Raw genomic sequence first — 15231 nt, 5'->3', positions numbered from 1 at the left:
GTGCCCTCCGCGCACCACGGCCCGGCGCGCACCCCGGCCGTCATCGCCGTCGACGGCCGCTCCGGCTCCGGGAAGACCTCCCTCGCCGTAGAACTGGCCGCGGTGCTCCGTACCCACCGCACGGTGGCGCTCGTGCACCTCGAGGACGTCTACCCCGGCTGGGACGGCCTTGCGGCGGGGATCGAGCGCTCCGCAGCCGGGATCCTGGCGCCGCTGAGGCGCGGCGAGGCCGCCAGATGGCGCGCGTGGGACTGGGCTGCCGGCCTCGACGGCGAGGAGCGGGTCACCGAGCCGGCGGACGTCGTCGTGCTCGAGGGGGTGGGCGCGGGCGCGGCACGGCTCCGCGCGTTCTGCGACGCGGTCGTGTGGGTCGAGGCCGAGGCCGCGGAGCGCAAGCGCCGCGCCCTCGAGCGCGACGGCGAGACGTACGCCCCGCACTGGGACCGCTGGGCGGCGCAGGAAGAGGTCTGGCTCGCGGACGACGACGTACGCGCGGCTGCCGCGGTCGTCGTCGCGAGCGCTGCGGGCACCCCCGACCGGCCCGAGGGATCCACCGGGCAGGTCCTGGCCGCCTTGGCCGAGCTGCCGGCCCTCCGCGACCTGCTGGCGCCGGAGCGCGCCGAGCGGGAGTCCGCGGGCGTCGTCGTGCGCCGGGTGCTGGCCAGGCCCGATCCCGAGCGGCTCTTCGCGGAGCTCTTCGGGGACTCGGAGCACGCGGTCTGGCTCGACGCCTCCGACGCCGAGGTCACCCCCTCTGACGCCGAGGTCACCCCGCCTGACGCCGACGTCACCCCGCCTGACGCCGACGTCACCCCCTCTGACGCCGACGTCACCCCCTCTGACGCCGACGTCACCCCGCCCGGGCGTCAGGCCCGCCCCCGCAGCCGCTTCAGCATCATGGCCGACGACGGCGGTCAGCTCGGCCGCCGCATGGCCCACCGGCGTGGAACCACCGAAGTGGTGTTCGGCCCCGCGACGCCCACGCCCGTCACGGCCACATTCCCCAGCCCGTTCTTCCGCTGGCTCGACACCGAGTGGGGCCACGCGACCGCGCCGGCCGTGCCGGGTCTCGATTGCGGCTTCGCGCTGGGCTGGCTCGGCTACCTCGGCTACGAACTCAAACGCGAGTGCGGGGGCAGCGACGTCAACACAGGCCTCCCCGATGCCCAGCTCCTCTTCGCGGCGCGGGCCGTAGTCCTTGACCACGCGAACGGGGAGGCCTGGGTCCTGGCCCTCGCGTCCTCCGATGCGGGCTGGTGGATCGACGGAGCGTCGGCCGCCCTTGACGCCTGCACCGACGGGGTGACCTCGGCGCCACACGAGGTGACCTCGGCGCCACACGAGGCGACCTCGGCGCCACACGGGGTGACCTCGGCGCCGGTGTTCGCGGCGCGGGACTCCGCCGCGGCCTACATGGCGAAGGTCAGCGCCGCCCAGGCCGAGATCGCCGAGGGCAACACCTACGAGGTCTGCCTCACCACCACCCTGGAGGCCACGCTCCCAGGAGGCGGCGGCACCCCCGGCGGCCAGACCGCCGTCGTGCCCCTCGAAACGTACCGCGCGCTCCGGCGCCGCAGCCCGGCCCCGTTCGCGGCCTTCGCGCGGTTCGGCGGCCTCAGCATCGCGAGCACGTCTCCGGAACGCTTCCTGTCCCTCGCGGCCGACGGCGCCCTCCGCGCCGAGCCGATCAAGGGCACCCGACGCCGCCGGCCGGGTGCGAGCGCGGAGGAGGACGCCGGCGTCGTGCGCGAGCTCGCCGCGAACCCGAAGGACCGCGCGGAGAACCTGATGATCGTCGACCTGCTGCGCAACGACCTGAGCCACCACGCCGTGCCGGGATCGGTGGGCGTGTCGCGGCTGTTCGCGGTGGAGTCGTACGCGACGGTGCACCAGCTCGTCAGCACGATCGACGCGCGCCTGCGGCCTGGCGCCTCGCGGGCGGAGGCTGTCGCGGCCGCCTTCCCGCCCGGTTCGATGACGGGCGCGCCGAAGATCAGCACGATGGAGATCCTCGACCGCCTCGAAGCCGGGCCACGCGGCGTGTACTCGGGCGCGATCGGCTACTTCTCGCGCACGGGCGCCGCGGACCTGTCCGTGGTGATCCGCACCCTCGTCATGGAGCGCACCGGCGCGGCAGGCGCGCACGACGGCGCCACGCGCCTCACGCTCGGGGTGGGCGGCGCCGTCGTGGCCGACTCGGACCCCGCCGACGAGTACGAGGAGATCCGCACGAAGGCCTTCGCGGTCCTGGATACCCTCGGCTCGGTGTTCCCGGCCTGACCGTCTGGAGGCCACGTTCTGGAGGTCACGTCCTGAAGGTCACGTGAGGTGACCCCCAGGACGTGACCCCCAGGCGGAGGGGGCGCCGGCGCCTACTGCAGCGTCGCGGTGAGCCGGGCGACGTTGTCGATGTAGCGCCTCAGGAGTGGCCGGCTGCGCCACGCGTCGAGGTCCAGGGGCTTGCTGATCTCGCGGTACATGTCCTCGACCTCGCGCATCTGCGCCACGATCTCCTCGCCGGGGAGCATGAGCGAGACCTCGAGGTTGAGCGAGAACGAGCGCATGTCCATATTGGAGGAGCCGAGGACGGCCACGGCGCTGTCCACCGTGAAGTGCTTCGCGTGCAGGACGTACGGCTTGGGGTACCGGTAGATCTTCACGCCCGCCGTGAGGAGCTGCTCGTAGTAGGACTGCTGGGCGTGGTGGACGAGGAACTGGTCCCCCTGCTCGGAGACGAACAGCTCGACGTCGACCCCGCGCTGCGCCGCCGTCGTCACCGCGTACAGGAGCGAGTCGTCGGGGACGAAGTACGGGCTGCAGATCGAGAGCCGGTGCTGCGCGGAGTAGATGAGCGTGTTGAACAGGCGCAGGTTGTTCTCGTTGGCGAACGCGGGACCGCTCGGCACCACCTGCGCCGGGGAGTCGCCGCGCGGGTGGGCGGCCTCGAGCTGGTCCTCGAGCAGGTCGTCGGTCTCCGAGAGCCAGTCCGTGGCGAAGACGACGTTCAGCGTGGTGACCGCGGGGCCCTCCAACCGGGACATGAGCTCGACCCACTTGCGGCCCACCCTCCTGTGCCGTGGGTTCCTGTACGAGCGCTCGACGACGTTGAGCGAGCCGGTGAACGCGACCTCCCCGTCCACGACCAGGATCTTGCGGTGGTTGCGGAGGTCGATCCGGCGCCACTGGCCCAGCAGCGGCAGGAGCGGGAGCATGCGCCGCCACTGGATCCTGGACGCCTTGAGCCGCCGCTTGAGGTCCCGGTAGCCGTGGATTCGGAGCGTGCCGAGGTGGTCGAAGAGGACCCGGACCTCGACCCCACGGTCGGCGGCCTCCTTGAGGGCGGTGAAGAGCTCGTCGGTGACGTCGTCCCAGCTCATGATGTAGAACTCGGCGTTGACGAAGCGCTTGGCGTTCCGCACCGCCTCCGCCATCTCGGCGAGCGCGTCCTCGTAGCCGGGGATGAGCCGGACGGTGTTGCCGTTGACCATGGGCAGCGAGCCGAGGTGGCGGTTGAGCGCGGCCGCCGAATGCAGCCATTCGGGCCCCGGGAAGGTGGTGTCGACGTCGTGCGACGCCGCGAGCGCGGCCCGCACCCGCGCGCTCACCTCCTGCTGCTGCTCCCGGCGGCGCCGCGAGAGGCGGAAGTTCCCGAAGAGCAGGAACAGCACGAGGCCGAGGGTGGGGATGAAGAAGATCGCCAGGAGCCACGCCATGGCGGTCGTGGGCCGGCGGTTGCCGGGGATGATGCCGAGCACCACGACCCGGATGACCAGGTCGAGGACGCCGAGCGCGAAGGTGAGCCAGTCGGGCAGGAGCCCAATCAGAGGCAGCTGCAGGAGCATGGGCCCAGCCTACGGTGCGCCTAAGCTGTCCCCATGACCTCCACCGTTCTGACGTTCCTCGATCCGGCGTTTCCCGACGGGCGGGTGGAGGACGCCACGAAGCCGCAGCTGTTCGCGACCGACCTCGGGGCCACCCGCGGCGACGGCGTGTTCGAGACGCTGCTCGTGATGGACGGCCACGTCCGCAAGCTCCCCGCGCACCTGCGCCGGCTCGCGTCCAGCGCCCGGCTGCTCGAGCTCGACGTGCCGGACCACGAGGCCTGGGAGCGGGCCATCATGACGGCCTTGGACGAGTACCAGCGGACCGTGGCCCCCCTGCAGGAGGTGGTCGTGAAGCTCGTGGCGACGCGCGGCGTCGAGGGCGCCCATGCGCCCACCTGCTGGGTCGCCGCCTCGGCCCCCGCGCCGGCGGCGAAGCGGCAGCGCGAGGAGGGCATCGACGTCCTGCTCCTGGACCGCGGCTACGACTCCGACGTGGCCGAGCGCGCGCCCTGGCTCCTCCTCGGGGCGAAGACGCTCTCCTACGCCGTGAACATGGCGGCGCTGCGCTACGCGCACGCGCATGGGGCCGACGACGTCATCTTCACCTCCGAGGACGGCAAGGTGCTCGAGGGTCCGACCTCCACGGTCCTCATCGCGCACGCGGAGAAGGACGACGCCGGCCGGGTCACCCTCCGCCGTCTGGTCACCCCCCAGCTCGATTCGGGGATCCTCCCGGGAACGTCGCAGGGGGCGCTCTTCGCGGCGGCCAAGGAGGCCGGGTGGGAGCTCGGGTACGGGCCGCTCGAGCCGGACGACCTGTTCGACGCCGACGCCGTCTGGCTCATCTCCTCCGTCCGACTCCTGACACCCGTGAAGCACGTCGACGGGAAGCCGATCGGTTCGGACCCCGAGCTCGCCAAGGCGCTGACCGCCGAGCTCGCGGGGCTCTTCGACGCGATCGCGTAGCGCCGGGCTCCCTCGGCGCCACACGGGGTGACCTCGGCGCCACACGGGGTGACCTCGGCGGCACACGGGGTGACCTCGGCGGGCTGGCTCTGGAAATTAGTTGGAAGTCCGAGTATCTTCGGTCTCGAGATGACTTGGATCACACATCCCTGAGCAAGTCCACCCTGAGCAAAGGAGCTCTCCATGGTCCGCGACCTCCACCACTACATCGGCGGCGCCCGTGTCGACGGGACGTCGGGCCGGTTCGGCGACGTCTACGATCCCTGCCGGGGCGAAGTGCAGGCGCGCGTCCCGCTCGCGAGCGCCGACGAGGTCCGCGAGGCCATCGCCAGCGCCGAGAAGGGCCAGCCTGACTGGGCCGCCATGAACCCCCAGCGCCGGGGCCGGATCCTGCTGAAGTTCGTGGACCTCGTCAACGAGAACATGGACGAGCTCGCACGGCTGCTCGCCTCGGAGCACGGCAAGACGTTCGCGGACGCGAAGGGCGACCTCCAGCGCGGGCTCGAGGTTGTCGAGTTCTCGGCGGGTGCGGCCCCGCACCTGCTCAAGGGCGAGTTCTCGGACAGCGTCGCGACCGGCGTCGACGTCCACTCGCTCCGCAAGCCGCTCGGCGTCGTCGCCGGCATCAGCCCGTTCAACTTCCCCGCCATGATCCCGCTCTGGCAGGCGGGCCCGGCCCTGGCCGCGGGCAACGCGTTCGTCTGCAAGCCGTCCGAGCGGGACCCCTCGGTCCCCCTCCGCCTCGCCGAACTGCTCACCGAGGCTGGACTTCCGGACGGCGTGTTCAACGTGGTCAACGGCGACAAGGAGGCGGTCGACACCCTCCTCGAGGACCCCCGCGTCAAGGCCATCGGCTTCGTCGGGTCGACCCCGATCGCGCAGTACATCTACGAGATGGCGGCCAAGAAGGGCAAGCGCGCCCAGTGCTTCGGAGGCGCGAAGAACCACATGGTCATCCTGCCCGACGCAGACCTCGACATGGCCGCGGACGCCCTCATCGGTGCGGGCTACGGCTCCGCGGGCGAGCGCTGCATGGCGATCTCGGTGGCGGTTCCCGTGGGCGAGGAGACGGCCGACGCCCTCGTGGGCAAGCTCCGCGAGCGCATCGCCGGGCTGCGGGTCGGGGCGAGCCTGGACAAGGATGTCGACTTCGGGCCGGTCGTCGCGGCCTCGGCCAAGGAGCGGATCGAGGGCTACATCGCCGCTGGCGCCGAGGAGGGCGCAGAGCTGGTCGTGGACGGCCGCGGCCACGCGGTCGAGGGCTACGAGGGCGGCTTCTGGGTCGGTCCCACGCTGTTCGACCGCGTCACGAAGGACATGTCGGTCTACCGGGACGAGATCTTCGGCCCGGTCCTGAGCGTGGTGCGCGCCGCGGACTACGACGAGGCGCTGCGCCTGTGCAGCGAGCACGAGTTCGGCAACGGGGTCGCGATCTTCACCCGCGACGGCGACGCCGCCCGCGACTTCGCGAGCCGGGTCGAAGTGGGCATGGTCGGCGTCAACGTGCCCATCCCCGTGCCCATCGCGTACTACACGTTCGGCGGCTGGAAGGCCTCGGGCTTCGGCGACCTCAACCAGCACGGGCCGGATGCATTCCGGTTCTTCACCAAGACCAAGACGGTCACGACCCGCTGGCCCTCGGGCGTGCGTCAGGGCGCGAGCTTCGTGATGCCGGCGGGCAGCTGAATGGCGACGGCAGGCGCAGCGCCCGAGGCACCCCTGCCCGAAGCACCCCAGCCCGAGGTCCTCTTCGAGCGACGGGGCCGGCTCGGCGTCGTCGTCCTCAACCGGCCGCGCGCGGTCAACGCGCTCACGGAGGGCATGGCCGCGGCGATGCTCGACCAGCTCACCGAGTGGGCCGAGGACGACGCCGTGGAGACCGTCCTCGTGCGCGGCGCCGGCGGGCGCGGGCTGTGCGCGGGCGGGGACATCGTGGCGATCTACCGCGACATGCTCGACGGCGGCGATGCCACCGCGCGCTTCTGGCGCACCGAGTACCGGCTCAACTCCCTCATCAGCCGCTACCCGAAGCCGTACGTGGCGTTCATGGACGGGCTCGTGCTCGGCGGCGGCGTGGGCATCTCCGCACACGGCTCGCACCGCGTGGTCACCGAGCGCACGCGCACGGGCATGCCGGAGACCACGATCGGGTTCGTGCCCGACGTCGGCGGGACCCTTCTGCTCGGGACCGCGCCCGGCGAGGCGGGAACCCACGCGGCCCTCACCGGCGCGCACCTCGCCGGCGCCGACGCGATCCACCTCGGCCTCGCGGACTTCTTCGTCCCCGCCGACCGTCTGGAGGCCCTCGCCCGGGCGCTCGAGACCGAGCCGGCGGACGACGCCGTGGCGCGCCTCGCCGTCGTGCCTCCCCTCTCCGAGCTCGAGGCGGAGCGGGGGTGGATCGACGAGGCGTACGCATGCGACGACGCCGAGCAGATCGTGCGCCGGCTGCGGGCGTTGGGAGGCCCTGCTGCCGAAGCCGCCCGCGCGATCGAGGCCAAGTCCCCCACGTCCGTCAAGGCCACGCTCGAGGCGCTGCGCCGGGCGCGTGCCCGCGGGCCCCGCAGCACGGCCCTCGAGGAGACCCTCGACGAGGAGTACCGGGTCGGAGTGCGCCTGCTGGCCGGCCGCGACTTCCGCGAGGGCATCCGCGCCCAGGTCATCGACAAGGACCGGGACCCGCACTGGGCGTCCGCGACCCTGCACGAGGTGCGTCCCGAGGCCGTCGAGGCGCTCTTCGCACCGCTAGGGGAGCACGAGCTGGGGCTTGCAGACACCGTCCGTCAGAGTCTGGAGAAGGAGAGGGTATGACCCAGGAGACCGGCACGATCGCCTTCCTCGGCCTCGGCCACATGGGCGGCCCGATGGCTGCGAACCTTATCGGCGCGGGCTACACGGTCATCGGCTACGACCCCGTGCCCGCGGCCGTCGAGGCCGCCAAGGCGCACGGCGTGCCCATGGCGGCCTCGGCCACGGAGGCCGCCGCAGGGGCGTCCGTCGTGCTGACGATGCTCCCGAGCGGGCGCCACGTCCTCGACGCCTACCGCGGCGCCGGCGGACGGCCGGGGCTCCTCGAGGCCGCTGCGCCGGGCACGCTCTTCCTCGACTGCTCGACGATCAACGTCACGGAGGCCCAGGAGGCTGCCGCCGCGGCCATCGCCGCGGGACACCGTTCCGTGGACGCTCCCGTCTCCGGCGGAGTGGTCGGAGCGGAGGCCGGGACGCTCACCTTCATGGTCGGCGGGGAGGACGACGACGTCGCCGTGGTCCGCCCGATCCTCGAGACGATGGGCAAGCGCGTGGTCCACTGCGGCGCCCACGGCCTCGGCCAGGCCGCGAAGGTCTGCAACAACATGATCCTCGGCGTGTCCATGATCGCGGTGAGCGAGGCGTTCGTGCTCGGCGAGAAGCTCGGCCTCACGCACGAGGCCCTGTTCGACGTCGCGGCCCACGCCTCCGGCCAGTGCTGGGCCCTGACCACGAACTGCCCGGTCCCGGGGCCGGTGCCCACGAGCCCCGCCAACCGGGACTACCAGCCCGGGTTCGCAGGCGCCCTCATGGCCAAGGACCTGCGCCTGGCGGTCAACGCGCTCGAGCACACCGGCGTCGCGGCCGAGATGGGGCAGCTCGCGTCGAAGATCTACGACTCCTTCGTCGAGCACGGCGGGGCCGGCACGGACTTCTCGGGCATCATCAACACGATCCGGGACCAGTCCGAGCCCCCCGCCGTCTAGGGGTCAGATTCTGGGGGTCACCTCCTCCGGATTTAGGGGTCAGATCCTGGGAGTCACATCGCGTGGGTGCTCGGGGGTCGGTCGGTGCTCCGGGCGCACGACGGCGACCGCTCGCCGTCGTGCGCCACCTCCTTCCGCTCTGCCCACCCTTCTGGGGGTCACGTCCTGAGGGTCACGTCCTGAGGGTCACGTCCTGGGGGTCACGTCCTGGGGGTCACGTCCTGAGGGTCACGTGCCGAATTCCCCAGCTTTCGGCTAACTCCGATCGCGACACTCCCGGAGAACCCCCCGACACGCCGTGACGTGAAGGCAAAAGCTGGGGACGAAGACGCGCAGAAGGTGACCCCCACAAGGTGACCCTCAGGACCTGACCCACAGAAGGTGACCCCCAGAAGGTGACCCCCAGGAGGTGACCCTCAGAGGGTCGCGGGGATCTCCCGGCCGGGGAAGAGGGTCGAGTACTGCTTCCGGTAGAGGCGGCGGCCCACGAGGCGGTACGCGACGCGGATCGGGGCCGGGACGTCCATGAAGAGCCCCTGCCGCTCCTCGGGCGGATTCGACGCCAGCACCATGCCGAGGTAGGCGAGCATCACCTTCGCGCTGAAGCTGCCGGTGCTGTGCTTGACCATGGCCGCCATCTCGTCCTCGGTGACGACCCGGTCCACGGCAGGCATGACCTCGGTGACCTCCCGGCGCAGGTGCACCTTGAGCAGGTCGCCCATGCTCGCATAGCGCTCGGCCAGGCGGTCGCGCACGTCCGGATCCGCCGTCCGCACCCACTGCTCGCGCAGCGGCCCGATCTCCTCGAGCCGTTCGGCGACCTGCCGGTGCTGGGCGAGCATGAGCTCGACATGCATCGCACAGCCGGGAGCCCGCTGGGCAAGAATCGGGTACATGCTCTCGTCCTCGCCCTCGTGGTGGACGTGGAGCAGCTTGTCGAAGGTCGCGAGAACCTCGCCGACGTACGCGGCGCGGGCGGTGTCCCCGGCCGCGGCCGAGCGGACGAGGCCGGGAGCCTCGTCGTAGGCCCACAGGAACACGCGGTGGATGCGGCGCATGCCATCCGTCCCGGCGCAGAGCGCGGGTCCCGGCGGCACGGGCGCGGCGGTTTCCCCAGGGTGCATGGTGAAGAAGTCAGACATCGTTGAGCCCCAATCTGGCCCCCCAGGGAACTCCCCACGACGATCATAGGATCCGGCATCGGGCCCGACAATGCCGCGATCGAGCCCCAGTGCTCAGTCCGCGAAGTCCCCGGCCTGCCGCCGGAAGTCGGCGAGGATGCGGATCAGCGACTCGACGTCGTCCCCCGTGAAGCCCGAGCGGCCGAACACCTCCGCGTTGAGCGCCGCGGTGGCCTTCTCCGCGAGGGCACGGCCCTCGGGCGTGAGTTCGATCAGCGTGGTCCGGCCGTCCGTGGGGTGCGGCGCCCGGCTCACATAGCCGGCCTTCTCGAGACGGTCGACGGCGTTCGTCACCGAGGTGGGATGCACCTGGAGGAGGGCGCTGGCCTTGCTCATCGGGAGCGCCCCGGTCCGCGCGAAGCTCAGGAGCGCGAGCATCTCGTAGCGGGCAAAGGTCAGGCCCAGCGGCTTGAGCACGTCCTCGATGCGGGCGATGAGGATCTGCTGGGTCCGCATGATCGCCGTGATGGCTGCCATGGGCGCCGCAACGTCCCCCCACCCGTGCCGTTCCCAGTTGCGCTGGGCGTCGGCAATGGGGTCGCGGGGAAGCGGGGCGCCCATGGTCCTCCTGAGGTTCTGGCGATGCGGAGGCTAGTCTCGCAGATTCGGGAAGTCCGCCTCGGAGTACTCCACGCCGTACCCGCTGGCGGGCACGGCGGCAGCATGCCGCTCCTCCTCGCTGTGCCGCAGCTCCACGCGGCGGATCTTGCCGGAGATCGTCTTGGGCAGGTCCGCGAACTCGATCCGGCGGATGCGCTTGAAGGGCGCGAGCTGGCCCCGGCAGAACCGGAGGATCTCCTCGGCCACCTCGGGGCCGGGCTCGTAGCCGCCGGCGAGCACCACGAACGCCTTGGGGACGGAGAGCCGCACGGGGTCGGGAGAAGGCACGACGGCGGCCTCCGCCACTGCGGGGTGCTCGATGAGGACGCTCTCGAGCTCGAACGGGGACAGCCGGTAGTCCGAGGACTTGAACACGTCGTCGCCGCGGCCCACATAGGTGATGACGCCGTCGGCGTCCCGGGAGGCCATGTCCCCCGTGTGGTAGTAGCCGTCCCGGAACGCGTCGGCGGTCCTCTCGGGGTCGCCGAAGTAGCCCGACATGAGCCCCACCGGGCGAGGGTCGAGGCGCAGGCACAGCTCGCCGTCGTCCGCCTCCTGGCCCGTCGCGGGGTCCACGAGCACGACGTCGTAGCCCGGTAGCGGCCGTCCCATCGCACCGGCGGTGACGGGCTGGCCAGGGGTGTTGGCGACCTGGACGGTGGTCTCGGTCTGCCCGAAGCCGTCCCTGATGGTCACTCCCCAGGCCTTCTCGACCTGCCCGATGACCTCCGCGTTGAGCGGCTCGCCAGCCGAAACGACCTTCCGGGGCGGGGCCGTGAGCCGGGTGAGGTCCGACTGGATGAGCATGCGCCACACCGTGGGCGGGGCGCAGAAGCTCGTGACCCCTTCCCTCCCCATCTGCTCCATGAGAGCCGAGGCGTCGAAGCGCTCGTAGTTGTAGATGAAGACCGTGGCCTCGGCGATCCACGGGGCGAACACGTTGGACCAGGCGTGCTTGGCCCAGCCCGGCGAGGCGACGTTGAGATGCACGTCCCCGGGCTCGAGCCCGATCCAGTACATCGTCGAGAGGTGGCCCACGGGATAGGAGACGTGGGTGTGCTCGACGAGCTTGGCGCGGCTCGTGGTGCCTGAGGTGAAGTACAGCAGGAGGGTATCGCCGGCCTTGGTCGGCGCGTCCGGGCTGAAGGCGGCAGGGGCCGTGGCGGAGTCCGCATAGTCGAGGACGCCCTGCGGACGCTCCGCCGCCGCCGTCGTGCCCACGGTGCCCCCGATGACGATGAGGCGGTAGGCGCCGGGCACGTCGTCGAACTTGTAGGCGTTCGCCGCCCCGACGGCGACCCAGTGGGCCCCTCCGCGCTCCACCCGGTCCTCGAGGTCGCGCCGTCCCATGAGCGTGGTGGTCGGGATCATGACGACGCCGAGCTTGATGCCCGCGAGCATGAGCTCCCAGAGCTCCACCTGGTTCCCGAGCATGATGATCATGCGGTCGCCGCGCAGCACCCCCTGCGCCCGCAGCCAGTTCGCGACCTGGGACGACCGGGCCGAGAGCTCGGCGAACGTCCGGCGCGTGGAGCTGCCGTCCTGCTCGACGATCACGAGGGCCGGCTGGCTGCCGCGCGCGGGGTCCGCGGCGAGGGCGTCGAACCAGTCGAGCGCGAAGTTGAACTCGTCGAAGCGGGGCCAGGCGAACTCAGCGTGCGCCCGGGCGTAGTCCTCCCGGAGCGTGAGCAGCTGGTCGCGGGCCTGCCGGAAGTCGTCGGTGACTGTCATCGTCCGCCTTTTCGTCCTCGTGATCTGCGTCACGATGAAATATAGTTGGACTTCCTAGGGTTTGAACAGGGACACGCTCACGCCAACGAACCGCCCACGACGAAGAGGTCACATGCTCCAGGCATCAGGCTTGCTCCGACCCGAGGCCGCGCAGCCGGGACCGCCGTTCCCGGACGCCGACCTCATGCACGTGCTCGACCTGCTCCCGGCTGACGAGCGCGCCCGGCTCGAGGAGATCCGAGCGGTCCTCCAGCGCGACGTCCGGCCCCTCACGCCGGCGTTCTGGAACCGCGAGGAGTTCCCGTTCGACCTCCTGCCCCGGCTGGCCGAGCTGGGCCTCGGGCGCCTGCAGACCGACGGATCCTCCCGGCTGTTCACGGGCCTCGCGTACGCCGAGGTAGCCCGCGCGGACGTCTCGCTGTCGGCGCTGGTGGGGATCCACAACGAGCTGGTCCTCGGGATGATCAGCGAGCTCGGCTCCGAGGAGCAGAAGCTGCGCTGGCTGCCCGGCCTCGAGTCCTTCACCTCGCTCGGCGCGTTCGCCCTGACCGAGCCGGAGCACGGCTCGGACATCGCGGGCGGACTCGCCACGTCGGCGACGCGCGACGGCGACGGCTGGGTCCTGCGCGGAGCCAAACGGTGGATCGGGGCCGGCACCATCGCCGACTTCGCCCTCGTCTGGGCCCGGGACACGGCCGACGGCGCGATCAAGGCCTTCATCGTGGAGACCGACCGCCCGGGCTTCACCGCCACGAAGATCGAGAACAAGATCGGGCTGCGCATCATGCAGAACGCGGACATCGTGCTGGACGAGGTGAGGGTGCCGGACGCGAATCTGCTCCCCGGGGCCACGGCGTTCTGCCAGGCCAACGACCTGCTCCGGGACTCCCGTGCGTGGGTCGGCTGGCAGGCCGCCGGCATCCAGCTCGCGGCGTTCGACATCGCCCGGGCGTACTCTCTTGAGCGGTTCCAGTTCGGCAAGCCGCTCGCCGGGTTCCAGCTCATCCAGCAGCAGCTGTCCGAGATCCTCGGCAACGCCCAGGCCTCGCTCTCGCTCATGGTGGGGGTCGCGCGGATCCAGGAAGCCGGGCGGCTCGAGATGGTCCAGTCGGCGATGGCTAAGGCGACGACGACCCGGCTCGCCCGCTCCTCGGTGGCGCTGGGCCGCTCGGTGCTGGGCGGCAACGGGATCACGACCGACTTCGAGATGGCCAAGCTCTTCGGCGATGCCGAGGTGCTGTACACCTACGAGGGGACGTACGAGATCAACTCCCTCATCGTCGCGCGGGCGGTCACCGGCAAGTCGGCGTTCGTCTGACCGGAAGGTCGTCACCCCCGCGCAGGCCCCGGGGGTCGGCCGCCAGCAGTCACGGTGTCGACGAGAAGTGCCGCCGAGCGCGACTTGCGGGCGACAACGCGACTTCCCGCCCTGACGCGGTCCGCGCGAGAGGACCCCGGCGTTCCCGCAGGGCGAACTGCTCTGGCGCGCGGCGTCGTCGTGCGTCTAGCGTGCACCTATGGAACGCACCGACCGCGACGCACCGCCACCCGGACTCCCCGCACTCGACGACGACGCTCCCCTGGACGAGGGCTACGACCAGGGCGACCACTACGGTCACAACCAGGACTTCACGGAGCTGCGTGACCCGCGGCGCTTCGCGGACACCCCTCCGGGCGAGCCCCTGCGGCCCATCGAGTCGGCGCCCGAGGCGCCTCGGAAGCGCGTCCGGCCCCACCCGGGCGGCCTCGCCACGGGCGGAGCCGGCGGGATCCCCGACGACAAGGGCCACTCGCACACGGGCTTCGGGGACGTCGACCGCGACTGACGCCACGGGGTGATCTCGGCGCCACACCGGGTGACCTCGGCGTCACACGGGGCGATCTCGGCGCCACACCGGGTGACCTCGGCGTCACACGGGGCGATCTCGGCGGAGGTGCTCGCCCCGGGCCGCGTGCGTGGACAACACTGGCACCATGAACGCCATCCACAACACCGACTTCATCCAGGTCTCGCACGCTGGCTCGCTCCCGCGCAGCCCCGAGCTCCTCGCCGCGAACGCCGCCCAGGCCGAGAACCCGGGGGACGCCTCGGCCTTCGAGGAACTCCTCACCGGGTCCGTGAAGGACATCGTCGCGAAGCAGCGCGAGGCCGGGGTCACCCTCCCCAACGACGGCGAATACGGCCACACCATGTCCAACTCCGTGGACTACGGCGCGTGGTGGAACTACTCGTTCAGCCGGCTCGGCGGCCTCACCCAGGGCGGCGTGGACCGCTGGCAGATGACGGAGCAGATCCGCTCGGAGCCCGGCCACATCCGCCTCACCACCATGAAGGACCGCCGGGACCGCGTCCGCTTCGACGAGGCCTACAACGACCCGAACTCGTTCATCCTCACCGGCCGCAAGACCGTCCTGCAGCCCACCGTGACCGGCCCGATCACGTACACCGGGCAGGAGGCCGTCCAGCGCGACGTCGCCAACCTCAAGGCCGCGCTCGCGGCCAACGGCTACGAGACCGGCTTCCTCCCGGCCCTCTCCCCCGGCTCCGCGAGCCGGCTCCTGAACGATTACTACACGGACGAGGAGGAGCTCGTCTACGCGTGTGCCGACGCGATGCGCGAGGAGTACAAGGCCATCACCGACGCCGGCCTCATCGTCCAGATCGATGACCCCTCGATCGCCGAGAACTGGGACATGATCAACCCCGAACCGAGCGTCGAGGACTACCTGAAGTTCACCCAGGTGCGCGTGGACGCGCTCAATCACGCGATCCGCGGCCTCCCGCAGGAGCAGATCCGCTTCCACCTGTGCTGGGGCTCGTGGCACGGCCCGCACACGACGGACATCCCGTTCAAGGACATCGCGCAGACGATGCTCTCGATCAACGCCGGCTCCTACTCCTTCGAGGCGGGCAACGTGCGCCACGAGCACGAGTGGAAGGTCTGGCGCGACCTCGACCTCCCCGAGGACAAGGTGATCGTGCCGGGTGTCGTCTCGCACGCCACCAACGTGGTCGAGCACCCCGAGCTCGTCGCGGACCGCATCGAGAACTTCGCCTCGATCGTGGGCCGCGAGCGCGTCATCGCCTCGACGGACTGCGGCCTCGGCGGCCGCGTCCACCCGCAGATCGCGTGGGCCAAGCTCGAGGCCCTCTCGGAAGGCGCCAAGCTCGCCACGCAGCGGCTCTGGGGCTAA

The 15231-nt window shown here is 71.4% G+C and carries 12 protein-coding genes; 8 read left to right on the top strand and 4 right to left on the bottom strand.

Going from position 1 to position 15231, the window contains the following annotated elements:
• Window positions 1–2280, top strand: a complete 2280-nt coding sequence (locus ACQ5BE_RS17880; protein ID WP_430298317.1) for a chorismate-binding protein — start codon at window positions 1–3, stop codon at window positions 2278–2280.
• 92 nt (window positions 2281–2372) lie between these two features.
• Here ACQ5BE_RS17880 and cls read toward each other — a convergent pair whose 3' ends face one another.
• A complete protein-coding gene (cls, locus tag ACQ5BE_RS17875) occupies window positions 2373–3842 on the bottom strand; it encodes a cardiolipin synthase (RefSeq protein WP_430298316.1) in 1470 nt (489 codons plus the stop codon).
• A 33-nt stretch (window positions 3843–3875) separates the two neighbouring features.
• Here cls and ACQ5BE_RS17870 point away from each other — a divergent pair, with 33 nt between their 5' ends.
• The 4 genes from ACQ5BE_RS17870 (at window position 3876) to mmsB (ending at window position 8524) form a co-directional block, all read left to right on the top strand.
• Window positions 3876–4790, top strand: coding sequence for an aminodeoxychorismate lyase (locus ACQ5BE_RS17870; RefSeq protein ID WP_430298315.1), 915 nt, complete (start codon window positions 3876–3878; stop codon window positions 4788–4790).
• A gap of 183 nt (window positions 4791–4973) precedes the next feature.
• A complete protein-coding gene (locus ACQ5BE_RS17865; RefSeq protein WP_430298314.1) occupies window positions 4974–6476 on the top strand; it encodes a CoA-acylating methylmalonate-semialdehyde dehydrogenase in 1503 nt (500 codons plus the stop codon).
• Window positions 6477–7601 (top strand): enoyl-CoA hydratase/isomerase family protein, encoded by a 1125-nt coding sequence (locus ACQ5BE_RS17860; RefSeq protein ID WP_430298313.1) that lies wholly within the window; start codon window positions 6477–6479, stop codon window positions 7599–7601.
• A complete protein-coding gene (gene mmsB, locus ACQ5BE_RS17855) occupies window positions 7598–8524 on the top strand; it encodes a 3-hydroxyisobutyrate dehydrogenase (protein WP_430298312.1) in 927 nt (308 codons plus the stop codon). Before ACQ5BE_RS17860 ends, mmsB begins: the two co-directional genes overlap by 4 nt.
• A 416-nt stretch (window positions 8525–8940) precedes the next feature.
• On the opposite strand, the gene ACQ5BE_RS17850 is transcribed toward mmsB, so the two are convergent.
• From ACQ5BE_RS17850 to ACQ5BE_RS17840, 3 genes are all read right to left on the bottom strand, one after another.
• Window positions 8941–9666 (bottom strand): hemerythrin domain-containing protein, encoded by a 726-nt coding sequence (locus ACQ5BE_RS17850; protein ID WP_430298311.1) that lies wholly within the window; start codon window positions 9664–9666, stop codon window positions 8941–8943.
• 93 nt (window positions 9667–9759) lie between these two features.
• Complete coding sequence (locus tag ACQ5BE_RS17845; RefSeq protein WP_208710411.1) at window positions 9760–10266, bottom strand: MarR family winged helix-turn-helix transcriptional regulator; 507 nt, start codon at window positions 10264–10266, stop codon at window positions 9760–9762.
• A 30-nt stretch (window positions 10267–10296) separates the two neighbouring features.
• Window positions 10297–12036 (bottom strand): AMP-binding protein, encoded by a 1740-nt coding sequence (locus tag ACQ5BE_RS17840; RefSeq protein WP_430298310.1) that lies wholly within the window; start codon window positions 12034–12036, stop codon window positions 10297–10299.
• A 112-nt stretch (window positions 12037–12148) separates the two neighbouring features.
• Between ACQ5BE_RS17840 and ACQ5BE_RS17835 the strand changes: the two genes are divergently transcribed.
• The 3 genes from ACQ5BE_RS17835 to ACQ5BE_RS17825 all read left to right on the top strand — a co-directional run bounded on the left by ACQ5BE_RS17835 (window position 12149) and on the right by ACQ5BE_RS17825 (window position 15231).
• A complete protein-coding gene (locus ACQ5BE_RS17835; protein WP_430298309.1) occupies window positions 12149–13354 on the top strand; it encodes an acyl-CoA dehydrogenase family protein in 1206 nt (401 codons plus the stop codon).
• A gap of 199 nt (window positions 13355–13553) precedes the next feature.
• Window positions 13554–13862 carry a hypothetical protein gene (locus ACQ5BE_RS17830; protein ID WP_430298308.1) on the top strand — a complete coding sequence of 103 codons (309 nt, stop codon included), beginning with the start codon at window positions 13554–13556 and terminating at the stop codon, window positions 13860–13862.
• Window positions 13863–14010: 148 nt separating this feature from the next.
• Entirely contained in the window at window positions 14011–15231 is a 1221-nt protein-coding gene (locus ACQ5BE_RS17825) for a cobalamin-independent methionine synthase II family protein (RefSeq protein WP_430298307.1), read from the top strand.

It is taken from the genome of Sinomonas sp. B1-1 (assembly GCF_050474465.1).
GTDB lineage: Bacteria > Actinomycetota > Actinomycetes > Actinomycetales > Micrococcaceae > Sinomonas > Sinomonas flava.
Note: the sequence above shows the minus strand (reverse complement) of the source record. Positions and strands in the feature narration are given on the sequence as shown.